Consider the following 17,159-nt stretch of genomic DNA (forward strand, 5'->3'; position numbering starts at 1 on the left):
ATCTTTCAGAACTGGAACATATCATCGAAGGAATTCAGAGAGTTCCCGTCTACGGAGGAAAAACAATGCATCATATCAAAAAGAAAGCGATCTTAGCTGTCAGTTTCGGTACGAGCTATGAAGATACAAGAAAAAAGACTATTGAGGCGATTGAACAGACACTGGAAACACACTTTCCGGAACATAAGATTTACCGGGCGTGGACCAGCCGCATGATCATCGAAAAGATCAGAAAGAGGGACGGCCTGCATATTGATACCGTTTCCGAAGCTATGGAGCGGATGAAAGCAGATGGCATCACCGACGTGGTCATCCAGCCCACCCATGTAATAAACGGAGTGGAGAACGACCAGATGAAAGAGGATGCCGAATCCCATAGAGATTCTTTCCATTCCATCTCATTTGGAGCACCTCTTCTTACATCTGAGTCAGACAATGAGACCATGGTGAAGGCTGTGGCATCTGAGTTTTCCTGGATGTCTGACCGGGATGCTCTGGTGCTCATGGGGCACGGGACCACCCACTATGCCAACACGGTCTATGCAGCTTTAGATTACCGATTCAAAGATATGGGATATAAAAACATTTTCCTGGGCACCGTGGAAGCCTTCCCCAGCATGCAGTCCCTTATGCGGATGGTAAAAGAATTCCAGCCGGAAAGAGTGATCCTTGCACCTTTTATGATTGTGGCCGGTGACCATGCCAGACACGATATGGCCGGAGATGACCCGGATTCCTGGTATAGCCAGTTTCTGTCCGAGGGCCTAAAGACAGAGTGCGTCATGAAAGGCCTCGGGGAATATCCCGGCGTCAGAGAACTGTTTGTAACCCACGCAGAGGAAGCGGTTCTTTAGCACCAACGTATCCGGACCGGATCATCTGCCGGGATCAAAATTTCTACATCCAGCGGAAGTTTGATTTGATAGTACTTAGTGCGACAGCACTTTCTGATCTATACGGATCCGTCATTCTTTTAACTTCAACGCCTCTGCCATAGAAATGCCAGGTATTTTTCTCGATACCACACGGCTTATGAGCCAAGATAAAACTAGGGTTCCGACAGCACTAAGCAGCCAGGAACTCCACCGGATATAAACCGGGATATCCATGGATTCCTGGACTGTGGAGAGCATATAACAGAGCAGTCCATATCCCGCCGGCAGCCCCAGAAGAATCCCGGCCGCACAAATCCATACATTTTGCTGAACCATGATGGTCCGGATCTGGCTGTCCTGAAATCCAAGGACCTTTAGAGTGGCAAACTCACGGTATCTTTCCAGATAAGAGAGAACACCCAGATTGTACAGCATGACACTGCCGAGAAGCACGGCGCCAAACACCAGGATGCCGATCATCATCACCATACCCGCCATCAGGTCATCCATACTTTTTGTCAGATCCTTCTGCTGGGAAACTGTACATTGCTTTTTATATTTTCCGAATCCGTTCTCCGATATTTTCCCAATGACTGCCGTGGGTCTAAAAGCCATACCGCTTTTCTGGAAATCAGATCTCATCACCGTGATCCCCTGGGTGGATGGTGTCCGTATAACTGCCCGTACTTTGGAGCGGATCTCTTTTTTCTCTCCGGATACCTTCCACACAACGGTATCCCCTTTTTTGATTTTCAATTGATCTGCGGTCTTTTTTGACACAGCGATCCCATCCCTGATCTCTGTAAACTGGTCAAGCTTCACTGCCAGTCGGAGATACTTGGCTGACTCCTGGACGGTTAAACTCACCTCCTCCTGTTTTCCATTTTTTTTAATAGAGGCAGTCCCCTCCATTAGATATTCTCCGTCCGTCTTTTGCAACAGATCCTTCTTCCCCTTTTTGTCCGGCAGATCTGTGATCTTACACTGGTAGGACTGCTGTCTGTGAAAGGTCCAGTCTGAAAGATTTGTAAAGGTATCATACAGAGAAAAGGCACAGAACAACAGAGCCGTACATCCAAGGATGCCGCATAAAGTCATAAAACCCCTGAGACGGTTCCTGCTGATATCCCTCAAATTCCACCGGCTGGAGAAAGACAGCTTTTGGGGAAGCCTCATGGAATTCTTCCTGCTCTTAGACGGTACCTCCCCTCCAAGACTTTCCGCCGCTGTTCCCCTTAAATAATTCTGGCAGACAAACAAGCTGATGCCCAGACAGAGAAAAATACATCCCACAGGCAGCACCGCAAATGATGCCGGAAGACTTCCCTCCCAGCGGGGCAGTACATACATCTCTTTTAAAAACCGGTAGATTAGCTCTGGAAGTATCCTGTATCCTAAAATATAGCCCAGTCCAACACCGGCAGCACAGATCAGCAGGCTGTGGGTCAGATAATGGAGTGTAAGCTTTTTCTTTGAAAATCCAAGCGCTTTCAAAATCCCAATCTGTGTTCTCTGATTTTTCAGCATTCTGTGCATGGTAGTCACCGTGATCATAAAGGCCATGAAAAGAAAGGCTCCGGAAAAAATATCTCCGATGGACTGGTGCTGTCTGATCTCATCAGTGATCATGGACACCGCTGGATGATCTTTTTCCAGCACTTCCGTCATTCCATCAGCTCCAAGGATCTTTCCGGCCAGCTTCTGCCCTTTATAAGGTTTGTTTGCTTTCAGTGCGACCTGATTATAAGGAAGCTGTCCGGACACAGGAAACAGCTTTGGGCTGATCCATGCAAATCCGCTGTTTTTGTGGTCGGGTGCCATGGTGCCCTTTCCTGCGCTGTAGATATATTCCGGGCTTAAAACCAGTCCAAGAATCCTTCCGGACACCTTTCGATTTCCCTGGACCACGGTCATCATATCACCTGTTTTATAGCCGTTTTCTCTGGCAAACAATTCATCCAGCCAGATTCCCTTTTTCGAGCTGTTAAACGCTTCCCCAGATTTTATATAAAGCCTGGATACCATATTTGTCTGCGCAAAATAGCAGTCTATGGATGTTTTATCCTTTCCTTCAAGATTCATCGGGAGAAACAGACGGCCTTCTGCTTTTTCCACCCGCTTATCGCTTTTGAGCTTCTCTAACTCTGCTTTGGAGAAGGCTTTTTTGTAAGCCCACTGGTCCGCCAGCTCCTGCCGGTCTATGTAAGACTTCCAGCTGGTCTTAAGGCCGTTCCACTCTCCTGTGATGCCGGAAAATAGAAAACAGCCAAAAAACATCATGAGAAAAATAGCCAGAAACTGCACTCTATTCTTTCTGATATCACGAAATGTCTTTTTGATCAAAAGCATTACCACTCCACCTCACTTATCTTAAGAGGAGACGGATTTATCCTTATGTCTGTGATTTCTCCGTTTTTAACGTATATGACTTTATCTGCCGCCTGTGCTATGCCGGCATTATGAGTGACGATCAGTGTTGTTTTCTTATCTTCCCTGCAGAGCCTCCACAGCTGCTCCAGCACCAGGCAGCCTGTCTCACTGTCCAGAGCCCCGGTGGGTTCATCACACAGAAGAATCTCCGGATTCTTGGCAATCGCCCTGGCGATGGAAACCCTCTGCTGCTCTCCCCCTGACAGCTGGTCAGGAAATTTATGTTCATGGCCCCGAAGTCCCACTCGATCTAATGCTTCTTTTGCAGGGATAGAGCCCTTTTTCAGTTCTCCCATTAAAGCTACATTTTCGCTGACCGTCAGAGTGGGGATCAGATTATAGAACTGAAAAACAAACCCGACCTTTTCTGCCCGGTACCGGGACAGCTCCCTCTCTCCCAGACCGGTGATATCCTGCCCTGAAACTATGACAGTCCCTCCGTCTGCCGTGTCAATCCCACCAAGAATGTTTAAGATGGTTGACTTTCCCGCTCCGCTGGGCCCCAGAATCACTGTGAACTCTCCCTGACGGACGGAAAAAGAGACATCTTTTAATGCATAAGTCTCCCTGGTTCCTGTATGATAGATCTTATTCACATGGCCAAATTCCAATTGTTTCATGGCTTATCCTCCTGATTAACGACTAATCCCGCGCAGAGCATACGGAAAACTTTGATGAATTCTTTCTGGGCCTCTATGGAATCCTGGTGCTGCAAAAGTACATGCCGGATGCAGGCAATAAACATTTCCGTGATAATATCCACATACGGGGAATCGCTGTCATCAAGTCCCAGATGCCATGCCATATGTTCCTTAAACTGCCCGATAAAGTGTTCTTTGACTTTTGAAAAACGTGTTGTTTTCAGGTCAAACAAGATGAGAAGCCGTTTGTCCATTATATACTGAAGCTCCGTCTCTTCCATTACTTTAACGACGTCCTCCATCTGCGAAAATGCCTCTTCGATCTCCTCCAAGGTGTAAACCCGCTGTTCTCTTTCAAAATGCTGCTTCACAAGCTTATGCAGCCCTTTTATAGGCTCCTTCAGCATTTCTTCCAGGATGGCCTCCTTGCTGTCATAATAATGATAAATATTGCCGATGGTTGTATTTGCTTTCTTTGCGATCACTCTCATGGAGGCCCCTTCGTAGCCATGGATCAGAAATTCTTCCTGTGCCGCCTCTAAGATTGTTTCTCTGATTTCTTCTTTTTTTATCTGCATCATTCTACCTCCCAGGTCCATCATATCCAGTTTCCCTGTTCCTTACAACTCGATCGTGCTTATAAAAATCAAAACTTATCAAGTGATCATTATTGACGTATAATCATAATGGAATAAAAAAGGAGGAACCAATATGTCAGATATGATAGAAAAAAGGCGGAGCATCCGGAAATATCGGCCTGCCACCGTGCCAAAACATATGATTCAACAAGTGATACAGGCCGGAATCCTTGCCCCGTCGTCAAAAAACAGACAGCCATGGAAGTTTACCGTAGTCTATGGGGCTGCAAAAACGGATATGCTGGCGCAAATGAGCCTGGGACTTTCCAGGGAAGCTGCCGACCCGATGCTCCCCAACAGCAGGAAGCATCTGGACGGAGCCATACACACGCTGCACATTATGGAACAGGCACCTGTGATCATCTTTATCACAAACAGCCTCGGTCTTGATCTGTCAAAGCCGCTATCCGCGGAGGACCGGATCTATGAAATATGCAATGCACAGTCCATCGGCGCGGCAATCCAGAATATGACCCTGGCTGCCACCGGACTGGGACTTGGAAGCCTGTGGATCTGTGATATTTTCTTTGCCTATGAAGAGCTGTCCAATTGGCTTTGTACAGATAAAAACGGCCAGCTGTACGCCGCATTGGCCCTCGGATATGCAGATGAGGCCCCAGATGCCCGGTCCAGAAACCCTATGGATGAGATCACAGAGTGGAGAGAAACATAAAAGAGCAAGATATATGAAAAAATATCTGCCTGGTATAGATATAATCGTGTTTTGAAAGGAGGATTCAATATGTCAAACAATAAACTTGAAAATATCAAATCAGTCATTGATTACATAGAAGATCATTTGACTGAAAAATTGGATCTGGACACGGTGGCAAAGGCGGTTCATTATTCAAAATACCATCTTCACCGTATGTTTACAAACACGGTTGGGCTTACCATCCATGATTATCTTCAGAGACGAAGGCTTACGGAGGCCGCAAAACTGTTGGTCTTTTCTGATCAGCCTATCCTTGACATCGCACTGCTTGCAGGATATGAAAGCCAGCAGGCATTCACCGACGCTTTTGTCGCCATGTACAAAATGTCGCCCCGGAGATTCAGAGAAAATGAGAGATTTTATCCTCTGTCACTGCGATTTGAATTTGAAGGGAGTCTGTCCATGCCGAAACATGAAAATAAGCCCCACTGGGATATTTCTTTTGCCTCAGAAGAAGACATTCCGTGCTGGATGGATCTGGTCCGTCTTGTGATCGACGGTTTTCCTCATCTACACGAAGAGGAATATCTGGATGTATTACAATCCCGCATCTGCTCCGGGGAAGCACTGATTCTTAAGGACGGCGCTGCGGCAGCCGGCATTCTGCTGTTTTCTCATGAAAACGGAAGTATTGATTTTATGGGCTGCCATCCCCTCTACCGGAATATGGGCATTCCCAGAGCACTCCTTTCTAAAGTCATGGGGGAACTGGTAAAAGAGAAAGACTTAAGTATCACAACCTACCGGGCAGGAGACAAGGCAGATACCGGACAGCGCCGGGAGATACAAGAGCTGGGATTTGCGGAGGCGGAACTGCTTGTGGAGTTTGGTTATCCCACACAGAAATTTATTTTGAAGCAGGAGGATTCAGAACATGAAGAGTCATGACACCGTATTTCCCGATGAGCTTGAACACCTTGCCATGATCCAGTCCAGGCTGGATGCTGCACTCCAGGACGCAGAGGCGTCCGCCGGAAGAATGGAGCGGCAGTATACGAATACCAGACAATATATGTCGGATGCCCGCGGAGAAATCGATCCCAATGAGATGTTCCAAACGGAACTGCTGCTGAAACAGGCTGACCAGACAGGGGCCTTTGCCGCGGAGGTATGCTTAAGACTGGCGAAACTGAAAGATTCTCCCTACTTTGCCCGGATCGATTTTCGGGAAACAGGAAGTCAAGAGTCCTTTTCATACTATATCGGACGTTTTTCCTTCCGCCATGGATATGAGCTGCTGATCTTTGACTGGCGTGCCCCCATATCCGGCATGTTTTATGACTGCGAGCCGGGCCCGGCAGGTTATGAGGCACCGGCAGGCAGAATAGACGGAGAGTTGACAAAGAAACGGCAGTTTTGTATCAAGGACGGTTTCATGGAATATGCCATCGAGAGCTCCTCTAATATTCAGGACGATGTTCTCCAGAGAGAACTGAGCCGGACGTCCAGCGAAAAAATGAAATCCATCATTTCAACAATCCAAAAGGAACAAAATCAGATCATCCGGAACGAACATGCCCACACTCTCATCATCCAGGGAGTTGCCGGATCCGGCAAAACATCCATTGCCCTGCACCGGATTGCCTTTCTGCTGTACCGGCTGAAACATCAGCTCAGTGCAAGAAATGTCACCATCCTCTCTCCCAACAAAGTTTTTGGCGATTATATCTCCAATGTCATCCCTGAACTTGGAGAAGAGCCGATCTTTGAACTGGCCTTTTCTGATCTGGCAGAAATACAGCTGGGACAGACCGTTGGTTTTGAACCGGAACGGGACCCTCTGGATCCGGACCATGATGAATATCATCAGAGAACCCGGTTTAAATCTACTATAGGATTTAAACAGCTTCTGGATGCGTATATCAAAAAGCTGCCGGATACCGTCTTTCAGCCCTCCGATTATTCTTTTGGCGGCTTTACCGCAAAGAAAGAATGGATACAAAAACGGTTCCGCGCATATGAAAAACATCCAGTAAAACAGCGGCTTAAGATGATCGCTGACGATATCTGCGATCTATTTGCCTCTGAAAACATCATGAAGGATGAAATTCCAAGGACAGGGGCCGTCTTAAAAAACCTGACTTCCATGCTTACCATTAAAAACAGCCTGGCATTATACAGGGACTTTTATAAAAGTCTAAAGAAACCAAGTATGTTAGTCCTTCCATCGAAAAGGACCTTGGAGTGGGCAGACGTCTTTCCATACCTCTACCTAACCGCTGCTTTTGAAGGATTAAAAGAAAGCAAGATCACCAGGCATCTGGTCATAGACGAAATGCAGGATTATACCCCTGTTCAGTATGCGGTCATCAATCTCTTGTTTCCCTGTCCCAAAACGATCCTCGGTGACTTTGGGCAGTCACTGAACCCAGATCATCTCCACACACTTGAGGATCTCCGCCTGCTGTATCATGACGCGGAATTTGTCATGCTTAACAAAAGCTACCGCTCTACCTATGAGATCATATCATTTGCAAAGCAGCTCCAGGACAATCCCTCCCTGGAAGCTGTAAAACGGCACGGTGAAAAGCCAGTCATAACTGCGTGCTGTGACAACAGGGATAAGATGAATCAGATAAAAAAGCTACTCTCAAGCTTTGAAAAAAGCGGAGCTATGTCTCTCGGTCTGATCGCTAAAACAAACACAGAAGCAAAAACACTGTACGATATCCTCTCCAAAGAATTTGACCTGCACTTGATTTCACCGGAAAGTTCTACTTTTCATAATGGAATCTCCGTCACTTCTGTACAGATGGCAAAAGGACTGGAATTTGATGAAGTCCTTATTCCTGATGCGGATAGTTCCTCTTATCGCACAGACTATGACAGGAATCTGCTGTATATCGCCTGCACTAGGGCAATGCACCGGCTGACCCTTATGTATGTAGATGAGTTGTCTCCTTTTGTTAAGACTGATTAAGTTTTAAGATAATCTAGAAAGAATAACAAGAAAAATAATTCACCCCGGCGGCAGGCTGTTGTCTGTCGCCGTTATGCTCTCTTTTAACTCAACAAATCTCTGAAAGACCCATCAGCCGGTTTCATTCTCCAAAAGTTCTGTTTATCTGCATACAATGATTCTTTGTAGTAGTTAAGTAGTCCAGTTCGTGTTTTCTCACATCCTATTTTTCCTATTCAGATCTATTGCATAACATTCCATATTATAATGTTAAAAAATAAACTACTTCTGCTGAAAACACAGGAATTGATATTTGTTCAATATCTTTCCTGGACGGTTTATTAAAACAAAAGTATTTTATCATACTAATTATGATAGACATATATCAAGAAAGTACCCTGTATTAAGCTATATAGTTTTCCTACTGCTTGGTATGCTGATTGTATTATTTCCTGAACATATGTTACTCTTGTACAGGATTACAAATTAATCCTTCTCAAGACTAAGCAGGGGCTCTTACTGCCCCTGCTTGTCATAGTATTCTTACTGCTGTTACTCTTTTACAAAAATAATCATCTTGTTACGCTTAAACTTATTACACATCCTCTGACAGCTGTCTGACCCCATATTTCTTTATCACTCTGGATATCAAATAGGAAAAAGCGATCAAAAATACCGTCAGAGAAATCACAGGAGTTACAATCCCCGCTGCTGTAATCTCCGCATGAAATTTTGTAATCCCTATACTGCCAAATAAAGCACCAAACATACGGTTTGTTAAAAGCCCCACAGACAGTACCCCTAGCAGAGCCCCAGAAAGCCCAATGATTCCAAAGCCCAATGCAAACTGAAGCCTCAGCTGACGGACTGAATACCCAAGACTTCTCTGGATAGCCAGATCGCGCTTCTGCTGTTTTAAGAATGTCATAGACAGAAGAAATGTGATGAAACCCGACATACAGAGACATAAGACGTAAAACAGGACAACCAAGGCCAAAATTCCATTCTGGATATCTGACATCATCTCTTCCACCTGGTCTCTGACACTTTCTATCTTCAAATCAAGTCCGTTTTTCCTTCCTATCTGCCCAATCCTCTTTATCACTTTTTGTTCTTTTGACTGATCCTTCAAAAGAATCTCACAAGAATGGTACTTGTATCCAGAGAAAATCTTTCGAAATCCTTCAACAGTCATACATCCAATTTTTCCTCCATCGTTGCTGGACTGATACAAGCCGACCACCAGGTACTTCTTCTCTTTTCCCTCATAAGTGATCTGCACCGTATCCCCAATATTCTTTGAGAGATATTTTGACGAAATTTCCGTCAGCATCATCTCGTTATCATACTTCGGGATCCGCCCATCAAGCGGCTCCTGATAATTTCCGTCAGTAAACCTGCTGATCACGGACAAGAGCATTTTCTGCCCGTCCATATCCACGTATTCATGCTCTGACGAATAAACAGACTGGACATCCTTTTCCTGCTCCATGGTCTTCATAAATTCCTCAAAACTGTCGTTTTCCTTTGTACCCGGCGTAAACGTCTCAGACACGGAAATATCAGAGTCTGTATTTCCAAACAACGCCGCTGTCTTTTTAATATCCTTCATATTTTCGTTCAGTGCAGAAATGCTGACCAATGAAAAAACCATAAAACCACACACTATGATTAAAAGCATATATTGAGGCAGACGGACGGATACATTTTTCACTGCCATTCGAAACGGCAGCGGAAGGACTGTTAAACGCTCCATGGGAACCTGATATCTCTTTTTAAAATAAATATCTTCCTTCCCATTGCGGATCGCCTGTATCGTAGAAAGCTTATAAATTCTTTTAAGGCTGAGCCAGGAAACCAGCAGCACAAATACTGCCATAACAGTCACAGAGGCCAGGACTGGTACTGGGCGGACACCGCCGTGCCATAAGATCCCTGAACCGTCCATGGCATACCTGGCCAGCGGGGATACGGTAAATACCGATCCGATACATCCGCCTGCACCACCAAGCATAAATAAAAGTATCATATACAACCTCTTCCCCGACACCAGCGTCCTTTTTGAGTAACCCAGTGCATTGAGAACACCGATTTCCTTATAATCATCCTCCAGAGATGAGGCAATCAGATACCGGATGGTAATGAGCATGATAACCAATAAAAGAAGGCTGAACAGAAAGATCAGTCCCATAAAAATATCCGTAAGAATCATGGATGACATCTTCATCATTGAGCTTTCCATATACAGAGAACCGGTTCTGGAAAACCCTGTCTTTTCATTCAAAGTTTTTATCCGGTCAGTAAAAGTTGTGCCGGCATGCGCCTTCGTCCAAAGGCTGACCAGAGAAGCCTGATAGTGCTGGGCTCCCGGTGATTTCATTAGTTCACGGAAGGTCTCCTGATCCAGGAACAGCTGCTTATATCCGGTCATGGCTCCTCCCAGAAAGGGATCCTCAAAAAATCCAGCAATCGGATACTTCTTTTTCTGCCCCGACATCTGCAGCGTTACATCATCCTGCAGCTTTAACTGCTCTGAAGACTGTAAGGATACAGGAACAAAAATTCCTTTTCTATGCAGGTTGCCCTCTGTCAAGGTATACTGCCCAGGAACCGCACGGATGATGATCCCGTTTGAAAACCATTTGTTCCCGCCGAATCTGACATTGTTGTCCTGGCCGAGCAAAAGAATATCTTCCTTCTGCACACTTTTGGTTTCTGTTTGTTTTTTAAGCTTCTGATAGACTTTTTCCGCCTCTGGTTTTTGTTGCTTTGTAAAAATATTGATGACTTCCGGGGCATTTACCTTCCGTGCCATAAGGTCATACTGTTCCCTGCTCTGCCACAGAACGGATACTGCTGTGGTCATCAAAAGGGTGATCAGCAGGCTTAAAAGAATCAGAATCACCGTCTGGCTTTTTCGCTTGCGGATATCATTTTTTATGACCATAAAGATACCCATGCTACCACCCCATTCCTGACAGCCAGCCGATCAGCTGCTTCTCCCGGACAGGGGCACTTGCCTCCTCATAAGGCGGCAGGCTTAATTCTCCCTCAATCTTCCCGTCTTTTAAATATAAAATGCGGTCAGCTCTTAAGGCCGCCTTTAAGTCATGGGTCACCACCAGAGTATTCTGGCCTGCCCGGCACAGAGAATAAAGCAGGTCTAAAATTTCTTTTCCAGAAGCCGAATTAAGGGCACCGGTTGGTTCATCCGCAAATAGGATCTTAGGACGGTTAATCAGAGCCCTTACGATGGCACATCTCTGCTGCTGGCCCCCAGACATCTGCGACGGCAGTCTCCGGGAAAGATCCTGGATACCGGTTCTCTCTATCAACTCCCGTGCCTCCTGATGTGTTTCCTTTTTACTTCTCCCTTTCTTTAAATAACCCGCCGTACATATATTCTCAAAGCAGGTTAAATGAGACAGAAGATTCATCTGCTGAAAAATAAAACCAGCCGTCTCCTGGCGGAACCGGGCAGTATCCCGGTCCTTCTTTTTGTGCACCGGTTCTCCACAGACAGAAACTGTCCCGCTGGTAGCTGTGTCCATACCGCTCAGCATATAAAGCAGTGTCGACTTTCCAGAACCGCTGGGACCCATAATGACCGTAAATTGTCCGTCATAAATTTCCAAGTCGATATTTCTTAAGACGTGAAGCTGCTGTCCTTCGCTGGCATAGCTTTTGCATAGGTTTGATGTCTCAATGATTGTTTTCATGTATTACTCCTCCTTATGCTGCTATCCTAGCAAAAGAAATATTAAAAAGTCTTTAAATGGTCTGCTTATCTTTTAAAAGATACAGAGAAACCTGAAGCCCTGCTTTATTTTCCAGTTCCAGTCTCCCCTCCATCTGTCTCATCAGTACATCACTCAAGTACAGCCCAAGACCTGCACCCTGCTGATCTAGGGCATTCCGTCCCCGGTAAAATTTCTGCTTTGCATATAAGAAATCCTCCTCAGGTATACCAGGTCCTAAATCTTTGATACAGATGACAACGTACTCTTTTTGTTCTTCCATTTTGATCTCTACTGAAAACCCTTCTGCATATTTTCTGGCATTTCCAAGAATATTATCTATCACTTGGATCAGACGCCTCTCATCTGCAAAAACTCTTTCCTTGATATCACATGGAAATACCTCTGTCCCTTCTTCACCAAGCGGGCACAGTACTCTTTCATAAATATCTTGAAAGTCCGTTGGTATCAGTACTACTTCCAGCCGGTCCATATCATTCAGGGAATGTAAAAACAGATCATCGGTTAATGCACTGACCTCATCACATTTCCTCATGATCGTTTCCTGATAACGTTTTCGCTTCTCTGGTGAGGCATCCAGATTCACAGATAGTCCTTCACAATAGTTTCGGATATTAGCAACCGGTGTCTTTATATCATGGGAAATCCCTGCGATCATTGTTTTATTCTGCTCTTTGACTGCTTCTTCTTTTTTTCTGGCTTCTTTGAGTTCCGTTCTCATACAATCAAAAGCCCAGCTAAATACTCCAAAAGTCTTAGAACGTTCCGCTTCCAGTGGAAAATCCAGATTACCTCTGGCAATCTCCCCGGCAAAGCGTTCCATTCTGGAGATAGGACGTATCGCATAAAAATAGAAGTACAGAAAAAAACACGACATACCTGCAAACAGTATGCCACAGACTGTACCGTAAATTCTTACCAAAGGAAGATCCCCTGTTCCTGTATGAAAATTTTTAGCCTTTTTTAATAAAGCTTCTTGCTGGGTCTTAGTGAGAGATTGATCGTGGATCATCTCATTCCATACAGGGAGCATTTTATTGGAAGGATCGGAATTCTTTTTTATGTACCATCCCCCTATAAAAATAAGGATAAAGAATAAGATATAGGACACAAGGACAACTCTTAAAAAATGCTTTTTCATTTACTACTCCTCAAAACGGTAACCCTTACCGTAAACAGTCAAAATATGCTTCGGATTAGAGGGATTTTTTTCGATTTTCTCCCTCAGCCACCGGATGTGGACTGCCAGCACGGAAGGTGTGGATTCTGAGCCATACCCCCAGATTTCTGTAAACAACCGCTCTTTTGTCAAAATCTCTTCCGGATGGGCAGCGAGATAGACAAGCAGTTCGTACATTTTTGAGGTTAATTCCAATGGCCTGCCCGCCTTTTTTACTGTCTGGCTCTTCTGGTCAATGATGATATCAGAAAAACAGAGTGGCTGTAATACGGAATATCCATAAGTTCTCCGGAGCAGTGCCAGAACTCTGGAATGCAGCTCTGCCAGTGAATACGGTTTGGAGAGGTAATCATCTCCGCCGAGCATCAGCCCTTTTACCTTATCCGTGTCACTGGTCCTTGCAGAAATAAAGATAACTGGCACCTGCGTTTCTTTTCTGAGTTTTTCTATAAATTGAAAACCATTCATTCCTGGCAGATTGATGTCCAGGATAATCAGCCTGATGGGCTGTTGGTATAAAGCATCAAATGCATCCTCCGCACTGCCTGCACGGAGACATTCAAGTCCTTTTTGTTCCATATAATCTATGGCAATCTCTGCAAGATCCCTGTCGTCTTCTACGATCAATATTTCTGATTGAAGCATATGTTTCCCTCCTGTTTGTTTTATAATTATAGCATGACTTTGGAGGGGAATTGGTTGGAAATGATGAGAAGTAGGAAATAAAATATGAAGAATTATAATAGAACAACCACGCAGGCTGTTAATTGCTTGCGTAGTTGTTATCGACATATTATTCGTCTTTCTTTCCATATGGTGAATTGGATTCTGCTGCCATAGGAAGGGTGGCCTGTGGGTCCAATTCATAGATGGTAGCTCTGTGTTCTTCCGGCTCTGTGAAGGATGCCGGCCCGCCGATGCCAAAATACTTTTCAAAAAACACTTTTAGTTTGTCAATAATACCTTGCTTTTTCTTGGCTCTTCCACTGCCGCCAAAACGAGAAACAGGAGGCATCAATTTATCAATGTCCGTCCCGGCAGTTTTAATTTCACCTTCACGAAATGCGTTATCCAGGAATTTACGGGTATCCTCCGGCTTCAGCTTTTCCTCTGTAATAATGGTTTCCAAATCTTCCTCTCGTTGTTTTACAACATACCTGTGCCATTCACTCATGACATCATCCACATCATTGACCCCTGAAATAAAGTTTTCAATCAACTGTTTCTTGCTACGGAGTTCCGGGCTGGCATCGATTGCCTTGTTAATGGTAATGAGTACTTCCTTATCCTCGCAGTGGGTATCGTGATACTTTTTTACAAGCATTAAAATATAATCGATATTGATTTCAATCTGCTTTATCAATTCCACTTCAAACACGATATCATCTGTGATATCCGTACTTTCCCCGGCATCACGCCTGCGTTTCCATTCATCACGCAAATCCTGGTATCTTCCAAGGTAGTCCTGCAGGTCACGCTCTGTTATCAGTTCTTTACCTTGAAATTCATCAAAAGAAACGAGCAGATTACGCATACGCAGGATTGCTCCGAACAGTGAAATAAAATCCTTTTGATTCTGTTCTCCAATAATCTGGGGAGCTGTAAGTGGAAACTTATTTGACAAGTCCTCCATTAAATCCACATATCCCGGCATGGGCTTTCCGTCTACAGATTCATAACCGTAATAATAATCTTTGAAACTGTGCAGCAGTACGATACCTCCCGCATCCTTATCCCCAAACAGGGAAATAGCATTATCTACACGTTTTTGAAGATTTCGGAAACATACAATATTTCCGAAGGTCTTGATTGAATTGAGGATACGGTTGGTACGGCTGAATGCCTGTATCAGTCCATGCATTTTTAAATTCTTATCCACCCACAACGTATTAAGTGTAGTGGCATCAAATCCTGTTAGGAACATATTCACTACAATCAGCAGATCCAGCTCCTTATTCTTCATTCTCAGAGATACATCTTTATAATAATTCTGGAATTTGTCACTGGAGGTGTCATAGTTGGTATGAAACATCTTGTTGTAGTCCTTGATGGCTGCTTCTAAAAAATCACGGGAGGGTTGGTCGAGGGCAGATGTATTTTCCGAATTCTCTTCATCCAGAATACCGTCTGTTTCCTCTTCGTTTGCACTATAACTGAATATGGTAGCAATCCGCAGTTTCCTTGTCGGGTCTGCTGCCATCTGCCGCATAAATTCTTGGTAGTATAGTTTTGCCATAGGTACAGAGGCAACGGCAAAAATAGAGTTAAAACCGCTGACACGCTGTTTTCGTTTGATTTCATCCACAGCACCACGATCAGCAGAAGCCACCTCTGCAATATTTGTTAATGTATTATATATATAGGTTTTATTCCCACGATACGTCTTTTGGTCAAAATGCTCCAGAATATACCGTGTCACCAATTCAATCCGCTTAGGAGCCATCATAGCCTTTTCACGGTTGATGTCCCAAACCATCTCGTCTGTAATTTCTTCGTCCATGTCCATTGTCTTGATATAGTCCACACGGAATGGCAGAACATTTTTATCATTGATGGCATCTACAATGGTGTAGGTATGTAACTGGTCGCCAAAGGTCTGTCCGGTGGTAAAGAATTCTGGATTCTTTGCTCTGCCAGAGTTGACCGCAAAAATAGGTGTCCCGGTGAAACCAAACAAATGGTACTTTTTGAAGTTCTTTACGATGGCTATATGCATATCCCCAAACTGGCTACGATGGCACTCATCGAAGATAATAACAATATGCTTATCATAAACTGGATGATTACTGTTCTTTTTGATAAAGGTAGCCAGCTTTTGAATGGTTGTAATGATAATATGCGTGTTAGGATCTTCCAACTGTTTTTTCAGAATAACTGTGGAAGTGTTGCTGTTGGCAGCACCTTTTTCAAAACGGTCATACTCCTTCATAGTTTGATAGTCCAGATCCTTACGGTCTACCACAAACAGCACCTTGTCGATATATGGGAGCATTGAAGCAAGCCGTGCAGTCTTAAAAGAAGTCAAAGTTTTACCACTTCCTGTGGTGTGCCAGATATATCCGCCACCTTCTACGCTGCCATATTTTTTATAGTTATTAGCAATCTCAATCCGATTTAGAATACGTTCTGTTGCCGTAATCTGATACGGACGCATAACCATCAGCATATTTTCTGATGTGAAAATGCAATATTTAGTCAGTACATTTAAGAGGGAATGTTTTGCAAAAAAGGTCTTGGTAAAATCAATCAAATCCGGGATGATGCGATTGTTGGCATCCGCCCAGAATGATGTGAATTCAAAGCTGTTGCTTGTTTTCGTTTTACTACTACCTTTCTTTTCGTTTTCCTTCTCCACATTCTTTCTTGTGCTGTTGGAAAAATATTTTGTATTCGTGCCATTGGATATAACAAAAATCTGCACATACTCAAATAAGCCACAACCTGCCCAGAAGGAGTCACGTTGATAGCGGTTAATTTGATTAAACGCCTCACGAATGGCAACACCACGCCTTTTCAGTTCGATATGTACCAAAGGCAGACCGTTTACAAGCACGGTCACATCGTAGCGATTATCATATTTCGCGCCCTCTTCTTTACCAAGAACATACTGGTTGATAACCTGCAGACGATTGCTGTGAATATTCTTTTTGTTAATCAAAGCAATGTTTTTGGTGGAACCATCGTCTCGCTTTAGGACTTCGACAGAGTCCTCTTGGATTTTTCGTGTTTTCTCAACGATATGCTCATTAGGGTTTGCAATGGAATCTGCGAAGAAATGCTCCCATTCATTATCAGTAAAATGGTAGCTGTTTAGTTCTTCCAGTTGATTGCGGAGATTGGCAATCAAGTCCTTCTCCGTATGAATGGTCAGATATTCATAGCCTTGTTCACAGAGCAGACGAATGAATTCTTTTTCTAATGCAGCCTCACTCTGATAGATATCGGAACGAGCCTTGACTGGCTCATATTCTGTAACAACAGTGTTCTCCGATGTTTCGGCTACAATATTGAAATAAGGCACAT

Annotated in this window: 12 protein-coding genes; 4 read left to right on the top strand and 8 right to left on the bottom strand. The window is 44.3% G+C overall.

What is annotated here, in order from left to right; translation table 11 throughout:
- Positions 1-65 precede the first annotated feature (65 nt).
- Positions 66-854 (top strand): sirohydrochlorin cobaltochelatase, encoded by a 789-nt coding sequence (locus AR1Y2_RS18330; protein ID WP_243118905.1) that lies wholly within the window; start codon positions 66-68, stop codon positions 852-854.
- A 111-nt stretch (positions 855-965) separates the two neighbouring features.
- On the opposite strand, the gene AR1Y2_RS09295 is transcribed toward AR1Y2_RS18330, so the two are convergent.
- From AR1Y2_RS09295 to AR1Y2_RS09305, 3 genes are read right to left on the bottom strand one after another with little or no spacing between them, the layout of a single operon-like run.
- Positions 966-3,224, bottom strand: a complete 2,259-nt coding sequence (locus tag AR1Y2_RS09295; RefSeq protein ID WP_137328714.1) for an ABC transporter permease — start codon at positions 3,222-3,224, stop codon at positions 966-968.
- Positions 3,224-3,925 (bottom strand): ABC transporter ATP-binding protein, encoded by a 702-nt coding sequence (locus AR1Y2_RS09300; RefSeq protein ID WP_137328715.1) that lies wholly within the window; start codon positions 3,923-3,925, stop codon positions 3,224-3,226. The genes AR1Y2_RS09295 and AR1Y2_RS09300 overlap by 1 nt, the downstream gene beginning before the upstream one ends.
- Complete coding sequence (locus AR1Y2_RS09305) at positions 3,922-4,527, bottom strand: TetR/AcrR family transcriptional regulator (protein ID WP_243118717.1); 606 nt, start codon at positions 4,525-4,527, stop codon at positions 3,922-3,924. The genes AR1Y2_RS09300 and AR1Y2_RS09305 overlap by 4 nt, the downstream gene beginning before the upstream one ends.
- Before the next feature lie 130 nt (positions 4,528-4,657).
- Between AR1Y2_RS09305 and AR1Y2_RS09310 the strand changes: the two genes are divergently transcribed.
- From AR1Y2_RS09310 to AR1Y2_RS09320, 3 genes are all read left to right on the top strand, one after another.
- The gene (locus AR1Y2_RS09310) at positions 4,658-5,257 is read left to right on the top strand and encodes a nitroreductase family protein (RefSeq protein WP_137328716.1); all 600 of its coding nucleotides are present in this window, start codon (positions 4,658-4,660) and stop codon (positions 5,255-5,257) included.
- Between the two features lie 69 nt (positions 5,258-5,326).
- Positions 5,327-6,187, top strand: a complete 861-nt coding sequence (locus AR1Y2_RS09315) for a helix-turn-helix domain-containing protein (protein WP_137328717.1) — start codon at positions 5,327-5,329, stop codon at positions 6,185-6,187.
- Complete coding sequence (locus AR1Y2_RS09320; protein WP_137328718.1) at positions 6,174-8,219, top strand: HelD family protein; 2,046 nt, start codon at positions 6,174-6,176, stop codon at positions 8,217-8,219. The genes AR1Y2_RS09315 and AR1Y2_RS09320 overlap by 14 nt, the downstream gene beginning before the upstream one ends.
- A 574-nt stretch (positions 8,220-8,793) precedes the next feature.
- Here AR1Y2_RS09320 and AR1Y2_RS09325 read toward each other — a convergent pair.
- The 5 genes from AR1Y2_RS09325 to AR1Y2_RS09345 form a co-directional block, all read right to left on the bottom strand.
- Positions 8,794-11,157 (bottom strand): ABC transporter permease, encoded by a 2,364-nt coding sequence (locus AR1Y2_RS09325; RefSeq protein WP_137328719.1) that lies wholly within the window; start codon positions 11,155-11,157, stop codon positions 8,794-8,796.
- Between the two features lies 1 nt (position 11,158).
- Positions 11,159-11,917: an ABC transporter ATP-binding protein gene (locus AR1Y2_RS09330; RefSeq protein WP_137328720.1), complete on the bottom strand. Its 759-nt coding sequence runs from the start codon at positions 11,915-11,917 to the stop codon at positions 11,159-11,161.
- 52 nt (positions 11,918-11,969) lie between these two features.
- On the bottom strand, positions 11,970-13,097 hold the full coding sequence (locus AR1Y2_RS09335) for a HAMP domain-containing sensor histidine kinase (RefSeq protein WP_137328721.1): 1,128 nt from the start codon (positions 13,095-13,097) through the stop codon (positions 11,970-11,972).
- 3 nt (positions 13,098-13,100) lie between these two features.
- Positions 13,101-13,781: a response regulator transcription factor gene (locus AR1Y2_RS09340; RefSeq protein ID WP_175403628.1), complete on the bottom strand. Its 681-nt coding sequence runs from the start codon at positions 13,779-13,781 to the stop codon at positions 13,101-13,103.
- Positions 13,782-13,929: 148 nt separating this feature from the next.
- A complete protein-coding gene (locus AR1Y2_RS09345) occupies positions 13,930-17,157 on the bottom strand; it encodes a type I restriction endonuclease subunit R (RefSeq protein WP_137328723.1) in 3,228 nt (1,075 codons plus the stop codon).
- Between the last annotated feature and the right edge of the window lie 2 nt (positions 17,158-17,159).

Origin of the sequence: Anaerostipes rhamnosivorans (genome assembly GCF_005280655.1) — a bacterium.
GTDB lineage: Bacteria > Bacillota > Clostridia > Lachnospirales > Lachnospiraceae > Anaerostipes > Anaerostipes rhamnosivorans.

What these genes read in the sequence shown, in the direction of transcription:
- AR1Y2_RS09320 (WP_137328718.1), top strand. Translation starts at nt 6,174, where the DNA reads ATGAAGAGTCATGACACCGTATTTCCCGATGAGCTTGAACACCTTGCC.
- AR1Y2_RS09315 (WP_137328717.1), top strand. Translation starts at nt 5,327, where the DNA reads ATGTCAAACAATAAACTTGAAAATATCAAATCAGTCATTGATTACATA.
- AR1Y2_RS09295 (WP_137328714.1), bottom strand. Translation starts at nt 3,224, where the DNA reads ATGCTTTTGATCAAAAAGACATTTCGTGATATCAGAAAGAATAGAGTG.
- AR1Y2_RS09330 (WP_137328720.1), bottom strand. Translation starts at nt 11,917, where the DNA reads ATGAAAACAATCATTGAGACATCAAACCTATGCAAAAGCTATGCCAGC.
- AR1Y2_RS09300 (WP_137328715.1), bottom strand. Translation starts at nt 3,925, where the DNA reads ATGAAACAATTGGAATTTGGCCATGTGAATAAGATCTATCATACAGGA.
- AR1Y2_RS09305 (WP_243118717.1), bottom strand. Translation starts at nt 4,527, where the DNA reads ATGATGCAGATAAAAAAAGAAGAAATCAGAGAAACAATCTTAGAGGCG.
- AR1Y2_RS09335 (WP_137328721.1), bottom strand. Translation starts at nt 13,097, where the DNA reads ATGAAAAAGCATTTTTTAAGAGTTGTCCTTGTGTCCTATATCTTATTC.
- AR1Y2_RS09325 (WP_137328719.1), bottom strand. Translation starts at nt 11,157, where the DNA reads ATGGGTATCTTTATGGTCATAAAAAATGATATCCGCAAGCGAAAAAGC.
- AR1Y2_RS09340 (WP_175403628.1), bottom strand. Translation starts at nt 13,781, where the DNA reads ATGCTTCAATCAGAAATATTGATCGTAGAAGACGACAGGGATCTTGCA.
- AR1Y2_RS09310 (WP_137328716.1), top strand. Translation starts at nt 4,658, where the DNA reads ATGTCAGATATGATAGAAAAAAGGCGGAGCATCCGGAAATATCGGCCT.
- AR1Y2_RS18330 (WP_243118905.1), top strand. Translation starts at nt 66, where the DNA reads ATGCATCATATCAAAAAGAAAGCGATCTTAGCTGTCAGTTTCGGTACG.